21 protein-coding genes are annotated in these 17252 nt (G+C 59.4%); 8 read left to right on the top strand and 13 right to left on the bottom strand.

All coding sequences use genetic code 11. From position 1 onward, the window contains the following. Together M1L53_RS27790 and M1L53_RS27785 are read right to left on the bottom strand one after the other, a co-directional pair. Entirely contained in the window at window positions 1-825 is an 825-nt protein-coding gene (locus M1L53_RS27790) for a SigB/SigF/SigG family RNA polymerase sigma factor (protein ID WP_080910730.1), read from the bottom strand. Beyond that, entirely contained in the window at window positions 780-1202 is a 423-nt protein-coding gene (locus tag M1L53_RS27785; protein ID WP_261949349.1) for an ATP-binding protein, read from the bottom strand. Before M1L53_RS27785 ends, M1L53_RS27790 begins: the two co-directional genes overlap by 46 nt. A gap of 222 nt (window positions 1203-1424) precedes the next feature. Between M1L53_RS27785 and M1L53_RS27780 the strand changes: the two genes are divergently transcribed. Together M1L53_RS27780 and M1L53_RS27775 are read left to right on the top strand one after the other, a co-directional pair. Beyond that, complete coding sequence (locus M1L53_RS27780) at window positions 1425-2459, top strand: Ppx/GppA phosphatase family protein (protein ID WP_261949348.1); 1035 nt, start codon at window positions 1425-1427, stop codon at window positions 2457-2459. Window positions 2460-2731: 272 nt separating this feature from the next. Then, window positions 2732-3094 carry a hypothetical protein gene (locus tag M1L53_RS27775; protein WP_261949347.1) on the top strand — a complete coding sequence of 121 codons (363 nt, stop codon included), beginning with the start codon at window positions 2732-2734 and terminating at the stop codon, window positions 3092-3094. Between the two features lie 222 nt (window positions 3095-3316). On the opposite strand, the gene M1L53_RS27770 is transcribed toward M1L53_RS27775, so the two are convergent. Both M1L53_RS27770 and M1L53_RS27765 read right to left on the bottom strand, forming a co-directional pair. Then, complete coding sequence (locus tag M1L53_RS27770; protein WP_080910726.1) at window positions 3317-3544, bottom strand: DUF6480 family protein; 228 nt, start codon at window positions 3542-3544, stop codon at window positions 3317-3319. 146 nt (window positions 3545-3690) lie between these two features. Then, a complete protein-coding gene (locus tag M1L53_RS27765) occupies window positions 3691-4344 on the bottom strand; it encodes a UdgX family uracil-DNA binding protein (protein WP_261949346.1) in 654 nt (217 codons plus the stop codon). Window positions 4345-4558: 214 nt separating this feature from the next. Between M1L53_RS27765 and M1L53_RS27760 the strand changes: the two genes are divergently transcribed. Beyond that, entirely contained in the window at window positions 4559-5170 is a 612-nt protein-coding gene (locus M1L53_RS27760; protein WP_261949345.1) for a flavodoxin family protein, read from the top strand. 161 nt (window positions 5171-5331) lie between these two features. Here the strand turns inward: M1L53_RS27760 and M1L53_RS27755 are convergent, their stop codons facing one another. Beyond that, the gene (locus tag M1L53_RS27755; RefSeq protein WP_261949344.1) at window positions 5332-6705 is read right to left on the bottom strand and encodes a cytochrome P450; all 1374 of its coding nucleotides are present in this window, start codon (window positions 6703-6705) and stop codon (window positions 5332-5334) included. 247 nt (window positions 6706-6952) lie between these two features. Here M1L53_RS27755 and M1L53_RS27750 point away from each other — a divergent pair, with 247 nt between their 5' ends. Then, window positions 6953-7396 (top strand): hypothetical protein, encoded by a 444-nt coding sequence (locus M1L53_RS27750; RefSeq protein ID WP_261949343.1) that lies wholly within the window; start codon window positions 6953-6955, stop codon window positions 7394-7396. Window positions 7397-7460: 64 nt separating this feature from the next. Next, window positions 7461-7715, top strand: a complete 255-nt coding sequence (locus M1L53_RS27745) for a hypothetical protein (protein WP_261949342.1) — start codon at window positions 7461-7463, stop codon at window positions 7713-7715. Between the two features lie 961 nt (window positions 7716-8676). Here M1L53_RS27745 and M1L53_RS27740 read toward each other — a convergent pair. Genes M1L53_RS27740 through M1L53_RS27730 form a run of 3 tightly spaced genes read right to left on the bottom strand, consistent with a single transcriptional unit; the run spans window position 8677 to window position 10308 of the window. Then, complete coding sequence (locus M1L53_RS27740; RefSeq protein WP_261949341.1) at window positions 8677-9396, bottom strand: metallophosphoesterase; 720 nt, start codon at window positions 9394-9396, stop codon at window positions 8677-8679. After that, window positions 9393-9656, bottom strand: coding sequence for a BON domain-containing protein (locus tag M1L53_RS27735; protein WP_261949340.1), 264 nt, complete (start codon window positions 9654-9656; stop codon window positions 9393-9395). The genes M1L53_RS27740 and M1L53_RS27735 overlap by 4 nt, the downstream gene beginning before the upstream one ends. 34 nt (window positions 9657-9690) lie before the next feature. Then, window positions 9691-10308: a nucleotidyltransferase gene (locus tag M1L53_RS27730; protein ID WP_261949339.1), complete on the bottom strand. Its 618-nt coding sequence runs from the start codon at window positions 10306-10308 to the stop codon at window positions 9691-9693. 649 nt (window positions 10309-10957) lie between these two features. Between M1L53_RS27730 and M1L53_RS27725 the strand changes: the two genes are divergently transcribed. Continuing rightward, window positions 10958-12010 carry an NAD-dependent epimerase/dehydratase family protein gene (locus M1L53_RS27725; protein ID WP_261949338.1) on the top strand — a complete coding sequence of 351 codons (1053 nt, stop codon included), beginning with the start codon at window positions 10958-10960 and terminating at the stop codon, window positions 12008-12010. Between the two features lie 16 nt (window positions 12011-12026). On the opposite strand, the gene M1L53_RS34925 is transcribed toward M1L53_RS27725, so the two are convergent. From M1L53_RS34925 to M1L53_RS27715, 3 genes are all read right to left on the bottom strand, one after another. Continuing rightward, a complete protein-coding gene (locus tag M1L53_RS34925; RefSeq protein ID WP_397517573.1) occupies window positions 12027-12329 on the bottom strand; it encodes a DUF3349 domain-containing protein in 303 nt (100 codons plus the stop codon). A gap of 213 nt (window positions 12330-12542) precedes the next feature. Beyond that, window positions 12543-13772 (bottom strand): IS110 family transposase, encoded by a 1230-nt coding sequence (locus M1L53_RS27720; RefSeq protein WP_261949337.1) that lies wholly within the window; start codon window positions 13770-13772, stop codon window positions 12543-12545. Window positions 13773-13859: 87 nt separating this feature from the next. After that, the gene (locus M1L53_RS27715) at window positions 13860-14033 is read right to left on the bottom strand and encodes a hypothetical protein (protein ID WP_261949336.1); all 174 of its coding nucleotides are present in this window, start codon (window positions 14031-14033) and stop codon (window positions 13860-13862) included. 192 nt (window positions 14034-14225) lie between these two features. On the opposite strand from M1L53_RS27715, the gene M1L53_RS27710 reads away from it, so the two are divergent. Together M1L53_RS27710 and M1L53_RS27705 are read left to right on the top strand one after the other, a co-directional pair. After that, window positions 14226-14690, top strand: a complete 465-nt coding sequence (locus tag M1L53_RS27710; protein ID WP_261949335.1) for a DUF4383 domain-containing protein — start codon at window positions 14226-14228, stop codon at window positions 14688-14690. A gap of 70 nt (window positions 14691-14760) precedes the next feature. Beyond that, window positions 14761-16239 carry an FAD-dependent oxidoreductase gene (locus M1L53_RS27705; RefSeq protein WP_261949334.1) on the top strand — a complete coding sequence of 493 codons (1479 nt, stop codon included), beginning with the start codon at window positions 14761-14763 and terminating at the stop codon, window positions 16237-16239. Window positions 16240-16296: 57 nt separating this feature from the next. Here M1L53_RS27705 and M1L53_RS27700 read toward each other — a convergent pair whose 3' ends face one another. Then, window positions 16297-16509, bottom strand: coding sequence for a hypothetical protein (locus M1L53_RS27700; protein ID WP_019749559.1), 213 nt, complete (start codon window positions 16507-16509; stop codon window positions 16297-16299). Window positions 16510-16713: 204 nt separating this feature from the next. Continuing rightward, a complete protein-coding gene (locus M1L53_RS27695) occupies window positions 16714-17217 on the bottom strand; it encodes a TspO/MBR family protein (protein WP_397517571.1) in 504 nt (167 codons plus the stop codon). Between the last annotated feature and the right edge of the window lie 35 nt (window positions 17218-17252).

Genomic DNA, 17252 nt, shown 5'->3' with positions numbered 1-17252 from the left:
TCATCGAGAGATGTTTCCTCCGAGAGCCTTTCGCAGTGTTTCGAGAGATTGAGCAAGCAACCGCGATACATGCATCTGGGAGATCCCGACTTTTTCGGCTATTTCGGTTTGGGTCAGTTGACCGAAGAATCGGTAGACGAGAATGGTCCTCTCCCGCTCCGGCAGCGCAAGAAGTGCCGGCCGAAGTGTTTCGTGAGTGTCGATGCCGTCCAAGGCTGCGTCGAAGTCCCCCAGACTGTCTGCGAGGGACGCCCCGTCAGCGGAGAAGGCGGCATCGAGCGAAGCGGCGTGGTACGAGTCACCGGCCGCGATGATTGCGGCTATCTCACCGGGTTCGACGTCGATCTGCGCAGCGAGCTCGGGAACGGTTGGCTCGCGGCCGAGACTTTGGGTGAGGGCAGCCCCCGCTTTCTGCAGTGCGAGATAATTTTCCTGCATCGAGCGTGGAATCCGAACGTCCCACCCCCGATCGCGGAAGTGCTTGCGGACCTCCCCCATCATCGTCGGGATGGCAAACGACAGAAAGTCTCTACCCTTGTCCAAGTCGAATCGATTTACGGCGTTGACAAGGCCGACACTGGCAACTTGAACGAGGTCTTCGTGGCTTTGACCGCGCCCTCGGTACCGGGTGGCGATGTTCTCTGCAATGGGCAGACACGACTCGATAATATGCACTCGGAGGCGCTCACGTTCTGGGGCGTCCTCCGGCAGAGCAGCCATCTCCGCGAACAAGCCGATGACGTGTGCGTAGTCTTTGCTTTCTCTGGCTTGAGGCGTCGTCAACCGGGTTGCACCGCCTTTCCCAGCATGATGGTGACCAGCCATTCTCCATCGATCGGTGTGGGTACCTGTTCGATTGCCACGTTGTCGACCAGCGTTCGGAGAACGATGCGCCCGAATGATGAGGAACTGTTACTGATGGGTCGCAAGGTAGTGGCGGTCAGGCCGATTCGCAGATAATGGTCAGTGTCGACGGCGAACGTGCACATCAGGGTGCTTCTCGGGGCCGCGTAATTGACGAGAGTGCTCGCAGCTTCATCTGCAGCCAGCACAAGGTCGGTCAAAGCATCCAGGGTAAGTGGATAGTGTGCGGCAGCGGTCCGCACGAGGGCTCGGAGTACGCCGAAGTGCTCCGGAGACGCGTCGATGGTCAGTGAAGCAGAAGGTGAAGTTGACGTATCGATCGCCCGTTCGTAAGACATCACGTGTTTGCGCTCCTGTACCTGCTCGGAGAACGGCCGGTCCGACTGGTCCTGGTCGCAAGCCAGATTCGGTTCCCGATATTTCAGCTACCCAGCAACCAGAACTCCAAACTCGGCTTCTGTCGCTGCCTCGACACCCAACGTGGACAAGACTTTTCGACGTCTGCGGCTTGTCGCATCCAAGTGAGTGTTTAGTTCTCGGCCCTGGGGTACCCGCTGTCTATGCGGCTAGGTGTGTTGGATGTCGGGTCCAATTCGGCGCAGTTGCAGATCGTGGAAGCGACCGCCGGTGCGCCCCCGCTTCCCTTGCACGCACTGAAAGCTGCCACTGGGCTGGGTGAGTCGATCGACGCCAGTCAGTGCCTGGATGCCGGCGGGATAGATCGAGTCTGTCGAGCCGTGACGCAGTCGTTGCAGTCAGCGCATCGGTACGAGGTCGATCAAATCTACGTGTTTGTGACGGCCGCGATTCGAGATGCAGCGAATCGAGAGGAGATTCTTGACAAGGTAGCGTCCGAATGCGGATTGCGACCCCAGTTCCTCACCGGACTGCAAGAAGCGCGCTTGACGTATTTCGCGGTGCATCGCTGGTACGGGTGGTGCGCGGGTCGACTCCTGGATCTCGACATTGGCGGTACGACTATGGAGATCACCCTCGGCCGCGACGCTGCCCCGGAGTTGGCTGTTTCGCTGCCGCTGGGGGCAGGGCGGCTCACGCGGGCATTCTTCGACGCCGATCCCCCATCTCACAAACAAGTAAAGGAGTTACGACGGTATGTGCGAGCGTCACTACGCGAGACAGCGGACCGTTTGTTGTGGGAGGGAAAGCCTCAGAGAGTTGTAGGCACATCGAAAACTTTTAAGCAGTTGGCGCGCCTGACCGGAGCACCACCGCAAAGAAAGGGCCCGTTCGTACGAAGAACATTGTCCCGCAAGGATCTACACGGGTGGGTGCCACGACTGGCTGCGATGACGACTGAACGACGTTCCAAACTGCAAGGAATTGCCAGATCGCGCGCGCACCAGATCGTGGCGGGAGCGATCGTCGCCTACGAGACCCTGTCCGCTCTCGATATCGACGAGGTGGATGTGAGCCCGTGGGCGCTGCGAGAAGGCGTGATATTGCAACATCTTTCGGCAGTGTCAGACCTTCGAAACGAACTTCCCCTCCATGCACTTACCCCCAAGCCACACCTGGACGGCGCCTCGATCACCGTCCTACCCGGCGTAGACGCACCTCTCGACTCCACACGCTGAACATTTTGAATGGCTGAGTACCTGCAAGTATTTCGAAACATTCAGTCGGGTTGGGATTGCAGTGCGCTGCACGGTATCGACCCGAGCACTAGGGTGCAGGTGGTGCGGGGATGCGGCGAACGAGCACGTTCGACGGTCACGGAACGCCCTTCGCAGGTAGTGCAAAACCAGACACACAAATTCGCTAACGAGGTCTCGTCCCGTTACCAGCTCGAATTCTGTGAGGGCGCTTATCATCCCGTGGAAATCGCCTTAGACGAAAGAGGATGACAATGACAAATGACGTCGAGAAAAGGTGGAACGCCAGAGCTACGTCACGTTGCGCGCTGGTGCACGCAGGCGTGTCCATTGCCTTCGCCGCAATCGTCGCAGCGCTCGCACTCGTCTGGATGGCGAACCGGCCGGACACCTGTCACGTTCGCGAACTTCCAGCATGCACGGATACAGAGCGATTTGCTCTGGCAATCGTGCCTGCTGCGGTTTTGCTTGTCGGCGGTTTGTCGGCACTGGTTCGAGCTTACCGTGCATGGAAAAACCAACGCCCGTGGCCGATCTGGCAAGGAGTCGCGTGGGGACTGCTCACGCTCATGACGATCTATCTGCTCGCATCCATGCGTTTTCTGATGGTTGGCTAGCGGGGCCCAGCACCCATGTCCTGGCTACGCGGCTCGCCAAACTTGTGCGAACAGCCGAGGGCGTCGATCGTGGCTGGGGGGGTGGTCGTCCGATGCGGATATGAATCCGCGGCCTGTTCCTATACAGCGCCAACTGGGCGACTTTGCACAATCGACAGCATGGAGGGAAATCTTGCTGAGACATAGGCGCCTGTGTCCGAAACTCGGTGGCGTCTGAACCCCCTACACGAGTATCGCTACGGCGACGACGACGAACACAAGCACAATAACCCCGATTGCGATGACCGTCCCAATGCCCATCAACGGGAACTTTCCGGCGGGCGAGGGTTCCGGAGAAGACAAACCGGAAGTTTGTGCAGCATCAGGTGGTGTTCGCCCGGGCGCAACACCTCCGCCGGGCTCCAAGTCAGGGGTGTTGGCGGGATCTGGTTCTGGCGGTGTAGCGATCACTTTTCCTCATCTCCACGGGATTATGTTCGTGCGGACCCGAGGCCCTTTCCTTGCGTAGTCGTGGTGCTACCCGATTGACCGAAAAAGTACTCCGTGCCAGGATTTGATTCAGTCCCGTTTCTCTTCGCCCCCTCCGCTTCGAACCTTTATCTCGGCGACTGACACGAAACCATCGCGGCTCGAAGGTCGGTCACCAGGTCGGCGAAAGCCCGTTCACGCTCATCACGTGCCCCCCGGAGAATCGAAGAAGGATGGACGGTCGCAAAGACGAACGGATCGCAGTGCACGCCCAGTTCCGGCATCAGATGGTGCCTTTCTCCGCGGTGTGCCGTGACACGAAAGTCTCGCGCGATCAGCGACTGCGCCGCCGTCGCCCCCAGACACACAACAACATCGGGTTCAACCGCGTCGATCTCTGCCACGAGCCAAGGACGGCATGCGTCGATCTCGCCGCGCCCGGGCTTCTTGTGAATACGACGCGTTCCACGCTCAGCCCGTACGAATTTGAAATGTTTGACCGCATTTGTCACATACGCCTCGCTGCGATCGATGTCCGCTGCGTCGAGCGCCCGCTGCAGCAGCTTGCCAGCGGGGCCCACGAACGGCTTACCAGCGTTGTCTTCCTGGTCACCGGGCTGTTCCCCGACGAGCATCAACGTGGCCGCCTTCTTTCCATTCCCGAACACAGTCTGGTTGGCCTCGCGGTAAAGGCCGCAGCCGCGACAGTTCGACGCAGCGGCTTTGAGTCTGCGTAGGTCCCGACTGTCCGGCACGAATTTGTCTGCATCACCGTCATCCACTCTGGCTCCCTTCGGGTTTCACCACTGACAAAACGGATTCTCTCGACGGGCGGGTTGTGCTATTGAGGCATGCCCTGACGCGGTCTTCTGTAATCCAGCAATCCTGCGACATCGTTCGAAGCCAAAATATCTGCACAACCACACTTCGACCCGCCAGAACCAACAAATTTGTCGCCAGTGTGTGGAGAAGGCAGAGGCTGGGTAGTCGCCCGTCATGAACTCCTTGACTGCTCTCGCTTTGACTTGCTCCTTGAAACCTTCGCCTGCACGGTCGAGTAGCGAACTCATTGCCGAGCAGCTCCTCTCCGAATTTCGCGAAGAGGGCGTGAGCTGCAGTTCAATTCGACTCGTGGACCATGACATTCGACCCGGAGTGGAAATCGACATGGGTCGGGGCGATCAATGGCCTCGAATTCGGGCACAAATACACAATGCAGACATCTTGCTGGTTTCGACCCCCACATGGCTTGGTCAAATGTCGAGTGTCGCCAAGCGTGCTCTCGAGCGTCTCGATGCCGAACTCTCCGAAACAGACGACCGCGGCAGACCTAACATGTTCGACAAGGTCGCAGTAGCAGCAGTAGTCGGTAATGAGGACGGGGCACACGCCATAGTTGCCTCACTCTTTCAAGCTCTCAACGATTGTGGCTTTTCCATACCGGCACAGGGGTGCACCTACTGGAATGGCGAGGCGATGACACCCGGGGACTACAACGACTTGGAAAGCGTGCCCCCGGCCGTAGCATCCGCCAACTCCACCCTCGTGCGTAACGCCGTGCACCTCGCGAAAGTCCTTCGCCAACAACCCTATCCGGTAGAGGATTGACGGGCCAGAGTTCGAGCGTCGTAAGACCGAAGTCTGCAAAATCTTCTAGTGCGGACCAACTTCTGCGCTGGCCAGTAACTTCGGCTCCCACCTCGTCGCAATGGTCAGCATGAGCCACTGCGCTTCGTTTCAGAGCCACAGCGATTCAATGGTCGACCACGCTAGCGCCGTCTTGCCGGTTTCGTACGAAAACGAAGACTGTAGTGATTGAGTGTAGCCGGCACAGCCGCGTCTGCGGTCAAACCAGTTCTCGGGTCGAGTTCGAAGGTGCTTCCGCGCAGCAGGTTTGCCAGTGCAGTCGTAGCGACGAAGAGAGCGAAGTTCTGCCCGGGACATACGGCAAGTCCGCCGCTGAAGGGCATGAACGCTTGCGTATCAGCACGGCCGTCGAGCCAAGCGTCAGGGGTGAACACGTCGGCAAACGGCACATTTTGCGGATCCCGGTGAAATGCTGCGGTCAGGATGATGAATGCACTGTCGGTAGGAATTTCGGCGACACCGCGTTCGGTCGGCCAAGTCGTCGGAGCGATCGAATCACGCAGAATTACAGGCGTGGTCGGCCATAGCCGCGCGGATTCCAAGACGCACGCGCGTAAGAACGGGTATCGACTGGGGTGTCGGGGATCGGTCTCGTCGATTTCTTCCAGTGCGCGTGCCCGTTGTCGCGGGTGGGTCGCAAGGAGCGCCAGCGCTCGAATAGTGACGATGCCGGCCGCATCAAATGCGAACAGCCAATGGGGCACCTGCCCAATCGGGTCGACCGAGGGTGCAGCGGATGTCTGATTGACTGCCGCGATGAGACTGGGCGTTTCAGCGCGTGCTGCGTACTGATAGAGACTCTCGATGAACCGATCCCGCAATCGGCGACGATGCGGAAGGAAGTAGGACCAGTTACCCTGCGACCTCAGGCTCCAAAGTTGGTCGGTGACAGAATTGTCCTCACGTGCGGACGGCCCCAGCACCAGCGAGCGGACCAGATTCCACCAGGCCGGCAGAAAACTACCCGCATCCAAATGCCCGCGCGCACGTGCAAGCTCGTTGAGTTCGCCGGTTTCGCTGACCACGGTTTCGGTCATTGCTCCAGCGAGATAGTGAAGTGGTTCGCCTGTCTCAAGAACGGATTCGTTGAAAGCGCGTCGAGCGACCCGCAATCGGCCTCGAGTTACGAGAACTCCATGAGGTTGAAAAGAACTCAGTGCAGCGACCTTTTCGCGGTTTGCCGGGGAGAACGGATCCGGTGTCTCCTCGAGGACGCGACTCGCGTCCTCCCGGTCGAGCAATACTACGACTCGGCGACCCGGTAGATCGAGCAGCAGGGGACCAGATCCGAATTCCTCGCGAAGTCCCGATACGAGTCGAGGAGTCGAAGCATCGGCTTGCACTTTTTCCAGCAGCGGCAACGTCGAGTGCCTGCGAGCGATGGCGCCGGCTACCACTGACGGGCCCGCTAGTTGCATCAAGAGTCGCACTGCCCGGATACCAGTCACTGTCGGCACGCTTACTGATGTCGTCGCCGCGGTTTCGTTGATAGTCATGGGTTGGTACCTACCCGATGGCAACTTCGCCAAACCCGCGACAATTCCCGGGTATGGCGGGTTCGATCGCGGAGAATCGGTTGAGCGCCGGACTTCGATCCTACGAAAGTAACTGCGTCTCAGCTGTTTACGAGGATTCCATTGTTTCCAGTATTGAGCCACGCGAACGACGGGTAGAAATCGATGGCTTGGGGTAACACCGGGGCATGACCATCCGAAACGCACGAAGCCTGACACTCAATTCCACTTGAACGGAGCAGACATGAAGAGGATAATTGGCGCAACGATACTCGCGGGCACCCTGATATCGACTGGAGCCTGCGGAAACAACGGTGGAAACGAAGATACGAATGCCACTGCGTCGATTCAGAACATGACCCCGCCGACCGACCAAGTCACCGACGAGGAGACTTCGACGTCCGGATCCGCCGATCTGGGGACCCTTGATGAAGCGAAACTGACTTCCTTCGTCGTTGCATTCCGGACCGGGTATTCAGAACTCGCGGAAGAGCGTGACGATGAGAGCATCAAAGTCATAGTCCTGCAATCATGCGATGCCATTGGAGCCGGAGCCGATGAGCAACAAGTCACCGAACAGATCCGAACGCTCGCCGCACACAATGGCAATGAACCGACGCAAGCTCAAGCTGAACAGATCTATGACTTGGTTACGCCTGCCTGTCCGTCGTGAAACTGACCTACAGGCTAGCCGACCAGGAGAGGTAAGCGAGACAGTAAAAGAGAAGGAGAATTTCGTGGCTAAGTGTGAAACCTGTGGCAATGAGTACGATCGAACCTTCACTGTGACACGCGGAGATCGCACCGCAACATTCGACAGTTTCGAATGCGCGGTCCAAGCCCTGGCTCCGCAATGCGCCCACTGCGGCTGTCGCATACTCGGGCACGGCATCGAGGTGGACGAGACGATATATTGCTGCGCCCATTGCGCAAGAGAGAGCGGTCACGACGAGCCAAAAGACCGCGTCGCCGCCGGGAGTCGTCACAGCTGACAGACAGAAGTAGCACGTTCGAGTCGGACGGACCATCATCCGTCGATTTTCGGCGAATTTTGCGACGTACCAACTCGATGAGAAGGGCTCGGGCGTTGTCGGTGCCCGCGAACGCCGTACCGAATCATCGAGTCTGTCTGCGCGGTTGACCGCGCGCGAAATTGTGATGCCCGCGTCATATGCATCGACGGCACGGGGATTGACGTAGCCTTTTGCGTGGGTCGGCGCAATGGGAATCCCGGCCCTCGCGCGAAACACTGCAAGTCGGTTGGCTTCTGCGTTTTGAAACTCTGGGGGGCTTTGCTCGGCAAAGCCAAAACAGCGGGCGTCGTCGGATGCCACGCTTCGGGGCTTTCCACCGCGTAGTCCTGACAACCAGCGATTTGAATCGAGCACTGATATTTCTCGGCGGTGACAGCTTCCACCGCACTGCATTCTCGATAGACGGGCAGACACGCCGAGCCGTCCTCGTTCGACGAAGTGTGTGTAGCACGTTCGCAAACGGGCAGTTCGACAATCTCCACAGCTCCGCGAATGCCACTCTTCGCTGGAAAGATGAGCTCGACAGTGCCTTTCGAGGTCTTTCGAGACCTGTGCGTGCTCGCACAGAAGACTGGCTACGCCGTACGGAGCCATCTCTTCGACGTATTTTCCGTTCACAACCGGGAACTCCACGGTCGAGAACCCTCAGTGCCACGACCTCAGCACGCTCTCGTCCAGTGCCCTGCTACCGCAAAGTTTTGATCGGATCGGCGGGCGGAAGTCGGGCAGGTTCCTTGTCACTCGGGATATCCGCTCGTAGTCCTTCACGTCGCGCTCGGTCCAGCACTTGGGAGAGTAAATACTTGGCGTGAAATCGAGCAGTCAGAGGGCTGGTTTCGAAGACGCCCGACTTGGCGTTCGCATTCAGGTCGAAGGGTGCCTGTTCGGATATTCGACTCGACAAATGCGGTCCAGTACGTCAATCGTGCCGACCAAGTCCGTATACCGTGTAAGCGGAGCGGATGACGGGTTGCGCGACATTGCGAACCCGTACGCCTCCCGGCGTCGTTCCACGCTCACATCCCGCGTGAGCGTGACCGTGCAGGGCGAGATCCAGATGAAACTCGTCAATCGGCTCCCCAAGTAGATATGAACCGAGGAACGGATAGATTTCAGGCGGCTCTCCATGCAAGGTGTCACTGACCGGCGAGTAGTGCAACAAGGCAATTCGGACGTCAGCTTCGAGTTCGGAGACGGTCGAGCGGAAGCGGTCCGCCACCTCGACGGTATGCCCCGCGAAGTTCTTCATCTGAGGTTCGCCGAACACACTGGCGCATTTTCCCGCGAATCCCCCACCAAATCCCTTTGTGCCGGCGATCCCCAACGTCTGCCCGTCGATATCCATCGTGACCGATTGTCCCTCCAAAACTGTGATACCTCGCCCCACCAAAACTGCTGTGACATCTTCAACCGCATCACTGTGGTAGTCGTGATTGCCGAGCACCGCGATCACAGGAACGCCGAGTTCGCCGAACTCGTCAGCCACGACCTCAGCCTCCTCGGCTCCGCCGTGTCGGGTGAGATCGCCCGCGAGCAGTAGCACGTCCGCATGAATCGACACCTTCTCGAGAGCCGGGCGCATCTCTCCCCGGGAGTCCACACCGAGATGGATGTCACCGACCGCCGCAATGCGTATCACGTCAAGTCCTCGCATTCAGGCTGGGGTTCCGCAGAGCTCACCACGTGGATGTCGTTGTGCACCTGCACGTCCGGATAAATCTCCGCGACGATTGATTCGAGTTCATGCTTACGATGCTGCGTGCTCACTTCGCCACCGAGATGAACGGTCTCTCCTCGAATCGATACCCTCACACCAAGTTCAGAGGTTCGGGGGTCCTCCGCGAAGACTCGTCGAATGTGAGCCACCACATATTGAGGTAGCCGAGATTCGAACTCCATCGCATCCTCCTAGTCGGCTCGTTACGCCTCTGCCCTACGAGGACTTCGGCGAGGCAATGGACAGATCCTCGAGAAGGCCCAGGAACGCCCGTGCATACGGAGACGATTCAGTCTTGTCTGCCACCTCTGACCAGTCGACCTGCTCACGCAAGTCCCTCGCGATTTGGAGCATCGGAACAAAATCACATCGGTGAGCGTCGAGGACGTTCAGTTTGTCGATCATCAGGTCCGTCGCGGTAACCACCGGAGCGTGTGCTGAGCCTATTCGCATCCGTGGCGCACGCGCGAGCAATTCGTCTGTGATTTCACGTCCTGACGCGGAGAAGATCAGGTCAACGAGAATGTCTCCGTCATAGGCTTTGACCAGCCAGTCCTCCGGTGGGTCCACCCGTCTCATGCGGTTCTGTTGCAGTACTGCAAGTGCTGGGGCGACGTCGGTCCGCCGCAGAAAAATATCAACGTCGTGACCCGAGGGCGGTCCGCCCCGCGCGTAAACAGCGCAGCCTCCGGCAACGGCGAACGGGATCTCGGCGTGGGTCAGCGAATTAACCACACGTGTCAATGTCTGCAACAACTCGTCCATCGACACAGTGTTGCGCGGTGGGAAGTACTCGACCGGCGGTGGCCGGTGCCGAGTCGGTTCGGTGCTCATCAATGAGCGATACCCGATCCTGACTTTGTAAACCGGCTACGGGCAGCGCAGCTTTCGGTCACGATCGCGGCGTGAGGCCGTGAGACGGTTGGCATGCAGCTATCGCCCCATTAGGTAGCCCGAACCCCATCAGTACCGTGACAGAATTCGTCGATGTCAACGTTCCTGGGCGTACCGCGTACGACCAGTGACCCATATTCGAGCCGATTCCCACCTCATCTCAGGGGTACGTGAGATGAGTCAAGACGATGTGTCACACATTGGATCGTCGAGATATGAAGCCAAGTAGGAGAATTCGACGCCCTCATCGCCGGACAGCACCCTTCCGAGCCCGTTCCATGGAAATCCGGCGCAGGTCCGACCATGCTGAGGTGATCACCTTCCACCGTTTAGACGATCACCGGACGCGGGTGACAGCACGGATGGAATCGACCCCGACCGATTCTGGAGAACGTCGCCGAAAACTCGGAATTCTCTCCGTGGCGTCAAGACCGACATAGAGAACTTCAAGGTGCTCATCGAGTTGTGGACACGACACAGGCGTCTGGCGCGGGAACATCGAATGCCCGGTCTCGATTCGCCCCGACGGGGCCTGATTGTCCCTCTGTTAGGTCGTTTACGACGTTCCACCTCGGGTACTGCCCGATCTATGAGCGGATTGCGGGTCGTGGTCACGGGTGCAACGGGCAATGTCGGTACCAGTGTCATCAAAGCACTGAGTGCGGAAGAAGGCGTCGAATCGGTTTTAGGGTTGTCGCGTCGTCCTACCGACTGGACTGTACCCAAAACGCGGTTCGCTGTCTCGGACGTTTGTCGTGACAATCTCGAGTCGCACTTCGAGGGCGCGGACGTAGTGATCCATCTGGCCTGGCTGTTTCAACCGGCGCGACGTCCCGAAATCACCTGGGAGAACAACGTCTCAGGGTCGTTGCGAGTGTTTCGTGCGGTCGCCCAGACAGGTGTCTCGGCATTGATCCACGCATCCTCGGTCGGAGCATACTCGCCCGGGCGCAATCAACCGGCGGTATCGGAGGACTGGCCGACACACGGGTGGCCTGGGGCTTCTTACCCCCGCGAAAAGGCTTACCTGGAAAGGTGTCTCGATATATTCGAAGACCGTCACAGGACCCGCGTCGTACGCATGCGTCCAGCATTCATATTCCAGAAGAGTTCCGCCACGGCTCAACGACGGTTGTTCGCAGGTCCGTTCCTGCCCGGCTCACTTGTCAGTAGTTTCTGGATACCGGTCTTGCCGCAGCTTCCTGCGTTGTCAGTGCAGGTGGTTCATTCATCCGACGTCGCCGACGCCTACGTGACAGCGACTTTGGGCGAGCAGCAAGGCGCATTCAACCTGGCAGCGGATCCGCCCGTCGGTATGAACACCCTCGCAGATTTGTTCGACGCACGCTTGATCGACATTCCGGAGCCCGTAATCCGGGCGGGCCTTTGGGCGGCATGGCATGCACACGCTGTCCCATCTACTCCGGGCCTCTTCGACACCGTGATGCAAATTCCGACGATGGATTGCTCGCGCGCACGTATCGAGCTGGGGTGGCTACCCACTCGAAGTCCCAGCGCCGTTCTGCAGGAATTTTTCGAGGGGCTTAGAACGGGTGCTGGATGGCACACTCCCCCACTCGCGGGTGACGGGCCTGTCGCGAGGCTTCGCGAAATCGCGACCGGACTCGGATCCCGCGCTTGAAAAGACTGCGCAACAGCTATTTTGGGTGGAAGATGTGGAGGCTGAAATAGGTAACACGGCCTAATCCGTCACGTGGGTCAGACTGCGTCAAAGACCAACCACCTTCGTCGAGCCGACAAGACACGCACTCCATGTCCTCCTCGGACGGTTCTTCGCGGATGGAGCCCACTACGACTTCCCGGACGCGCGCGCAATTGATGTGCCAATCCGGAGTTTCAGAAGGATACTCGACAGAGAGCGCCACCACTTGGTCGATCTCGTCATTGCTCAATCCACGACGCAGGACGGATAGTAACGCGAAATCCTCGTTCTCAGGGATGTCCTTCGGATCGCTGCGAAAGCTCTCGAGTACGGCTCTCGATGCGTGCGCCTACCCCTCAGTTCACAGCTTCGACGCCACAGAATCAAGACAGCAAGGACGATACAACACGTGCTTCCTCGGCCTGCACACGGCCGAGAGTTGTTTAGGCCCCGTGGTGATTGGGAATTGTCCCACGGCAGCGACACGAAAGACATCTCAGGAAGTTAAGAGTCAAGCAGCGAGTGTGAGAGGAGGTGGGAAAGCATGGGTTTCGTTGTAGGTTTGTCCGGTTTGCAGGCAGTGGTGGAGTTGTCCGAGGAATTTGTTGAACAGGTGACGTTTGGCTTCTTGGAGCCAGTCGCCTTTGGCTCTGCGTGCGTCGTAGTGTCGCCGCGCTCCGGGCGAGGATTTCAGCGCTGCCATCGCCCATATCGAACCGGCGGCGGCGAGGCGACGGTTCTTGATGTGCCGGTGCGTGATGACGGTCTTCTTACCGCTGGCGCGGGTGATCGGCGCGGATCCGGCGAAAGCTTTCAAGCCGCGAGCATCGTCGAATTTGGTTCGGTCGTCACCGATCTCGGCGAGCACCCGGGCGCCGACCACTGGCCCCACGCCGGGGAAGCTGGTCAGGATTTTCGCGTCCGGGTGTCGGTGAAAAGTCTCGGTGACCGCCTCCGTCAGATCAGCAACCGCAGTACAGATGGCGTTCAGCTGCCCGAGCAGAGCGCTCAGCTGCCGTCCCATCGCTTCTTCGATCAATACGGGTTGACGGAGGTGCTCGGCGGTGAACACCTCGCGCAGGCGCACCGCGTCCCGGTCGAGGTATCGCTGACGGCCGGCCTTGGACATCAGTTTCCGCAATCGGGCCGGTGTCAGTGCCGCAGCCTGGGCAGGGGTGGGAGCTGCGGTGAGGATCGTCCGGGCATCTGCTCGGGTGATGCCGCCTTCGAGGCCGGTGAAGGCTTCCAACGCTGCCGGGTAGAACTCCTTGAGCAGTGCGATAACCCGGTTGACGACCTGTTGCCTGTTCCAGATCGTGTCCTGCTGCGCACGGGCGAGCACCCTCACACTCTGGGCCAGCTCGGAATCATCCGACCGTGGGCGATGCTCGGGCAGGTCGGTGCGCAGGATGTTCGCCAAGGTACGGGCATCGACCGCATCGGACTTCGCCCCGGACACGACATGCCGGGACCGGTAACGCGAGGCCGCGAGCGGATTGATCGGGTAAACCTGCCTTCCCGATGCGGTCAACGCCGCAACCCACAGACCGTGATCGGTCTCGATAGCCACCGGCATCGGCTCGTGCGGATCCTCACCGGCGTCGGCGAGCATGGCCAACAACGCCGCGAATCCCGAGGCGGTGTTCTCGACCCTGCCGCCGGCCACCAGGCGGCCCGTGTGATCGACGACCGTGATGTCGTGATGATCAGTGGCCCAATCGATTCCACAGAACAAACTCATCCGTTCCCTCCGTCTGCTCGATACGGTGCCCGGCACCGGGCAGGGGTCACGCGGCGCCCTAATCGCAGGACTCGACGGTCCGTCATCTCAGTAGCCGTCCGTGACTCCAGCACACCGCAGGACCCCCAATGCTTTCCGAAGAGCTCTACGGCTCGGGAGAACTCGTACCGGGGTGAACCCTGCGGTCGGCAGGGGCAACGCCATCACACCACCGAACACCAGATCACCGCTACCGGGACGCACCGTTCTTTCGTGAGACATCGAATGTCCGGGCAACAACAGGCGTCGCCCCGGCAGCAGGACCAGAACACAAGCTGTCCCTACGTGGGGTCAGCTCCTATCCCAACTACCGATTAGGGTGACACGAACCACCGTAGTCGGCCACGCCTACGGAGCGTGCGTCACAACGTAAGTCGTAGGCGACAGCGGGACCGAAACAACGAGAGGAACATCATGGCACAGCGAAACTTTCGTCGCACCTATTCAGCAGTACAGATAGCCGCGGCGGCCGTGGGTGCGGTGTTTTTACTAGTCGGAATCCTCGGCTTTATTCCCGGTGTGACAACCGATTACGACATGCTGGCCGGAGCGGGCCATCATTCAGGTGCGAAGCTTTTCGGGATTTTCGAAGTCTCCTTTTTACACAACGTGGTTCATCTGGTCTTCGGTGTGGCGGGTGTGGCGATGGCTCGTATGGCTCGCACCGCACAGACGTATCTCATTGGCGGCGGAATCATCTACTTGGCGTTGTGGATCTACGGCCTGCTGATCGACCAAGACAGTTCCGCCAACTTTGTTCCGGTCAACGATGCCGACAACTGGTTGCACTTCGGACTCGGGGTCGGCATGGTGGCACTCGGATTCTTGACTCCCCGTCTCGCGCGGCGAGAAAGCCGCACGGACAGCCCGATTCGGTGAATTCTCCGCAATTGCGACGAGATGCCAGCGGCCACGTTTCTCATACGGTAGCGATGGGCAACCGTCGGTCATGACCTCCCTGTGGCTCGAAGGGGCTCGCCCCGAGTACTCATCCGAATTCACCGAGCGCGAATACGACACCGTTGTCGTCGGGGCCGGTATGACAGGTGTGGTTACGGCTTTGCTGTTCGCACGGGCCGGTCATGAGGTGGCGTTACTCGAATCCAGGACCGTCGGAGCTGTCACAACCGGCAATACGACTGGCAAGATCAGTTTGCTCCAAGGCACTCGACTTTCGAGTATTGCAAAGAAGCACTCACCGTCGGCGGTGCGCTCCTACGTCGAGGCCAATCGGGAGGGACAGCAGTGGCTGCTGCGCTACTGCGCCGACAATTCTGTAGCAGTGCAACGTGAATCGGCTTTCACGTACACCACCAGCACCGACGGAACCGTCTCCCTACGGGAAGAATTGGATGCAGCGCGTGCGGCGGGCCTCGATGCCCACTGGACCGACGCGGTCGAATTACCGTTCCCGGTGGTTGGCGCGCTCCGCTTGGATGATCAAGCGCAGTTCGACGCAGTCCAGGCACTCGACGCGCTGATCCGGGAATTCGTCCGGCGGGGTGGAACCTTGCACGAAGGCACCCGGGTCAGGACCGTGCACGGCAATCGTCATCGACGTTCGGTGCATACGAACCACGGCGTAGTCACCGCTGCTCGAGTCGTGATCGCCACGGGCACACCAATACTCGATCGAGGCGGATTCTTTGCCCGCTTGGAACCACAACGCAGCTACGCAGCTGCCTTCGCAGTTCCCGGCGATATTCCACGAGGAATGTACGTATCTGTCGACGAACCGAAACGGTCAATTCGTTACGCTCCGCGCAATGACAGCAACTTGCTGCTCGTCGGTGGTAACGGGCATCCCGTCGGGCGCGCAGCATCGCCGTCACAGTGTCTGCAAGAGTTGATCGATTGGACTGGCAAGACCTTCCCCGGCGCCGAACTGACCCATTCCTGGTCTGCACAGGACTACCGGCCTGTGAACGAACTCCCTTATGTCGGGGAACTTTTGCCGGGAGATCCCTCACTTCTCATTGCCACCGGTTACGCGAAGTGGGGAATCACCAACTCGGTCGCTGCCGCGCTGGCACTGGTCACGAGCGTCCTCGGTACCAGAGCGCAGTGGTCGGCAATCTATTCGCCGTGGGATTGGAATCAAGTATCGGGAGTGCCCCATGCTGTTCGGGTCAATGCTGAAGTGGCTGTTCACCTGGCGGGCGGCTGGGTAAAGCCTTTGTTCGATCGACTCGCGCGCAAGGACCCGGGATCCGACAGCCATGGCCAGGTCGTATGGGAAGGGCTTACGCCTGTTGCCCGAAGCACTGTATGCGGAGTGACGCAGGAGGTGTCCGCGGTATGCCCACATCTCGGCGGCATCGTGAGTTGGAACGATGCCGAACGATCTTGGGATTGTCCGTTGCACGGATCACGCTTCACCGCGAGCGGCGAGCTTCTGGAAGGTCCTGCAACCGAAGATCTCTCATGACGTTTGATCACCCTTCGTGAGCTGGATCGCCCTCAGCTCATTCCACGGCCTCGCGCTCTAACAGGCATGGTGCTTTCGGACGGTTCCGCGATACCCACCATTCGGCAATTTCGTCGGATACAGCGTTCCGTCGCCAGCATATCGCTCGACCGTGACCCCTTCACTCACACCATGATTGGCTTTCGTGGCCTCCTGGATTGCCTCATTGTCCGATCCGAAATACTCGTCGAGAGTCGAACCGTCCGGCATCGTGACCCGATAGAGGTCCATCTCGTCATCCTTGCTTCCGCATCATGGTTGGAACGGGGTACGTCGGGCCGGTCACGGCTCGCGCTTTCCTGTGAATCGTTTGCGCGCGACTACGAACGCGACTGCACCAACCAGTATAAGAATCACCAATATCTCCATGCCGGACAACTACCCGATGCCGGCTGAACGCAATCATCGGTCCCTGAGACTCGTCCATGAGCACAATTACCGCCGGTTCTCGAGCCAAATAGCTGTGGACAAGACCGTCGCAAATGCACACCAAAGCGGGTACGGCGCCAATGCCACTCCCGCCGCTCGTCTGATCGGAAGTGTTCGTCGCGCCAACTCTGCGCTGCTTACAGTCAGGATGGCTGCGACGACGGTTGCTGTACGAAGTCGATGCGAGCGGAAGAACACCCAACTCCAGCCGGCGTTTACGAGGAGGTTGATCGCCAGTACTCGGGTGTAGTCGCGAGCGGCGGTCTCGTCCCCCTTCTCGGTGAGGCGCGCAAGAGTCAGCGCCGTGCTGACTGCGATGTCGGCGTACAAAACAGTCCACACGACGGGGAAGGCAACGGGTGGCGGCTGAAATGAGGGCTTGCGCAGCTTCTCGAACCACGCGCTTTGTGCTGGTCTCCCCGATGCAACTGAGCCGACGACGGCGGCCGCCGTCGTCATTGTCGCAGTGCGCGGTAGCCATTTCCTGAAGGAGCGGCGACTCTCGGGCATTGGTCAACTCCTGGCGCCTAATGTTTTGACGATAC

The sequence above is a fragment of the Rhodococcus sp. T9N genome, from assembly GCF_024436645.1.
GTDB lineage: Bacteria > Actinomycetota > Actinomycetes > Mycobacteriales > Mycobacteriaceae > Rhodococcus_F > Rhodococcus_F qingshengii.
Note: the sequence above shows the minus strand (reverse complement) of the source record. Positions and strands in the feature narration are given on the sequence as shown.

What these genes read in the sequence shown, in the direction of transcription:
- M1L53_RS27705 (WP_261949334.1), top strand. Translation starts at nt 14,761, where the DNA reads ATGACCTCCCTGTGGCTCGAAGGGGCTCGCCCCGAGTACTCATCCGAA.
- M1L53_RS27755 (WP_261949344.1), bottom strand. Translation starts at nt 6,705, where the DNA reads ATGACTATCAACGAAACCGCGGCGACGACATCAGTAAGCGTGCCGACA.
- M1L53_RS27775 (WP_261949347.1), top strand. Translation starts at nt 2,732, where the DNA reads ATGACAAATGACGTCGAGAAAAGGTGGAACGCCAGAGCTACGTCACGT.
- M1L53_RS27710 (WP_261949335.1), top strand. Translation starts at nt 14,226, where the DNA reads ATGGCACAGCGAAACTTTCGTCGCACCTATTCAGCAGTACAGATAGCC.
- M1L53_RS27700 (WP_019749559.1), bottom strand. Translation starts at nt 16,509, where the DNA reads ATGGACCTCTATCGGGTCACGATGCCGGACGGTTCGACTCTCGACGAG.
- M1L53_RS27730 (WP_261949339.1), bottom strand. Translation starts at nt 10,308, where the DNA reads ATGAGCACCGAACCGACTCGGCACCGGCCACCGCCGGTCGAGTACTTC.
- M1L53_RS27785 (WP_261949349.1), bottom strand. Translation starts at nt 1,202, where the DNA reads ATGTCTTACGAACGGGCGATCGATACGTCAACTTCACCTTCTGCTTCA.
- M1L53_RS27735 (WP_261949340.1), bottom strand. Translation starts at nt 9,656, where the DNA reads ATGGAGTTCGAATCTCGGCTACCTCAATATGTGGTGGCTCACATTCGA.
- M1L53_RS27720 (WP_261949337.1), bottom strand. Translation starts at nt 13,772, where the DNA reads ATGAGTTTGTTCTGTGGAATCGATTGGGCCACTGATCATCACGACATC.
- M1L53_RS27725 (WP_261949338.1), top strand. Translation starts at nt 10,958, where the DNA reads ATGAGCGGATTGCGGGTCGTGGTCACGGGTGCAACGGGCAATGTCGGT.
- M1L53_RS27780 (WP_261949348.1), top strand. Translation starts at nt 1,425, where the DNA reads ATGCGGCTAGGTGTGTTGGATGTCGGGTCCAATTCGGCGCAGTTGCAG.
- M1L53_RS27715 (WP_261949336.1), bottom strand. Translation starts at nt 14,033, where the DNA reads ATGTCTCACGAAAGAACGGTGCGTCCCGGTAGCGGTGATCTGGTGTTC.
- M1L53_RS27695 (WP_397517571.1), bottom strand. Translation starts at nt 17,217, where the DNA reads ATGCCCGAGAGTCGCCGCTCCTTCAGGAAATGGCTACCGCGCACTGCG.
- M1L53_RS27790 (WP_080910730.1), bottom strand. Translation starts at nt 825, where the DNA reads ATGGCTGGTCACCATCATGCTGGGAAAGGCGGTGCAACCCGGTTGACG.
- M1L53_RS27760 (WP_261949345.1), top strand. Translation starts at nt 4,559, where the DNA reads ATGAACTCCTTGACTGCTCTCGCTTTGACTTGCTCCTTGAAACCTTCG.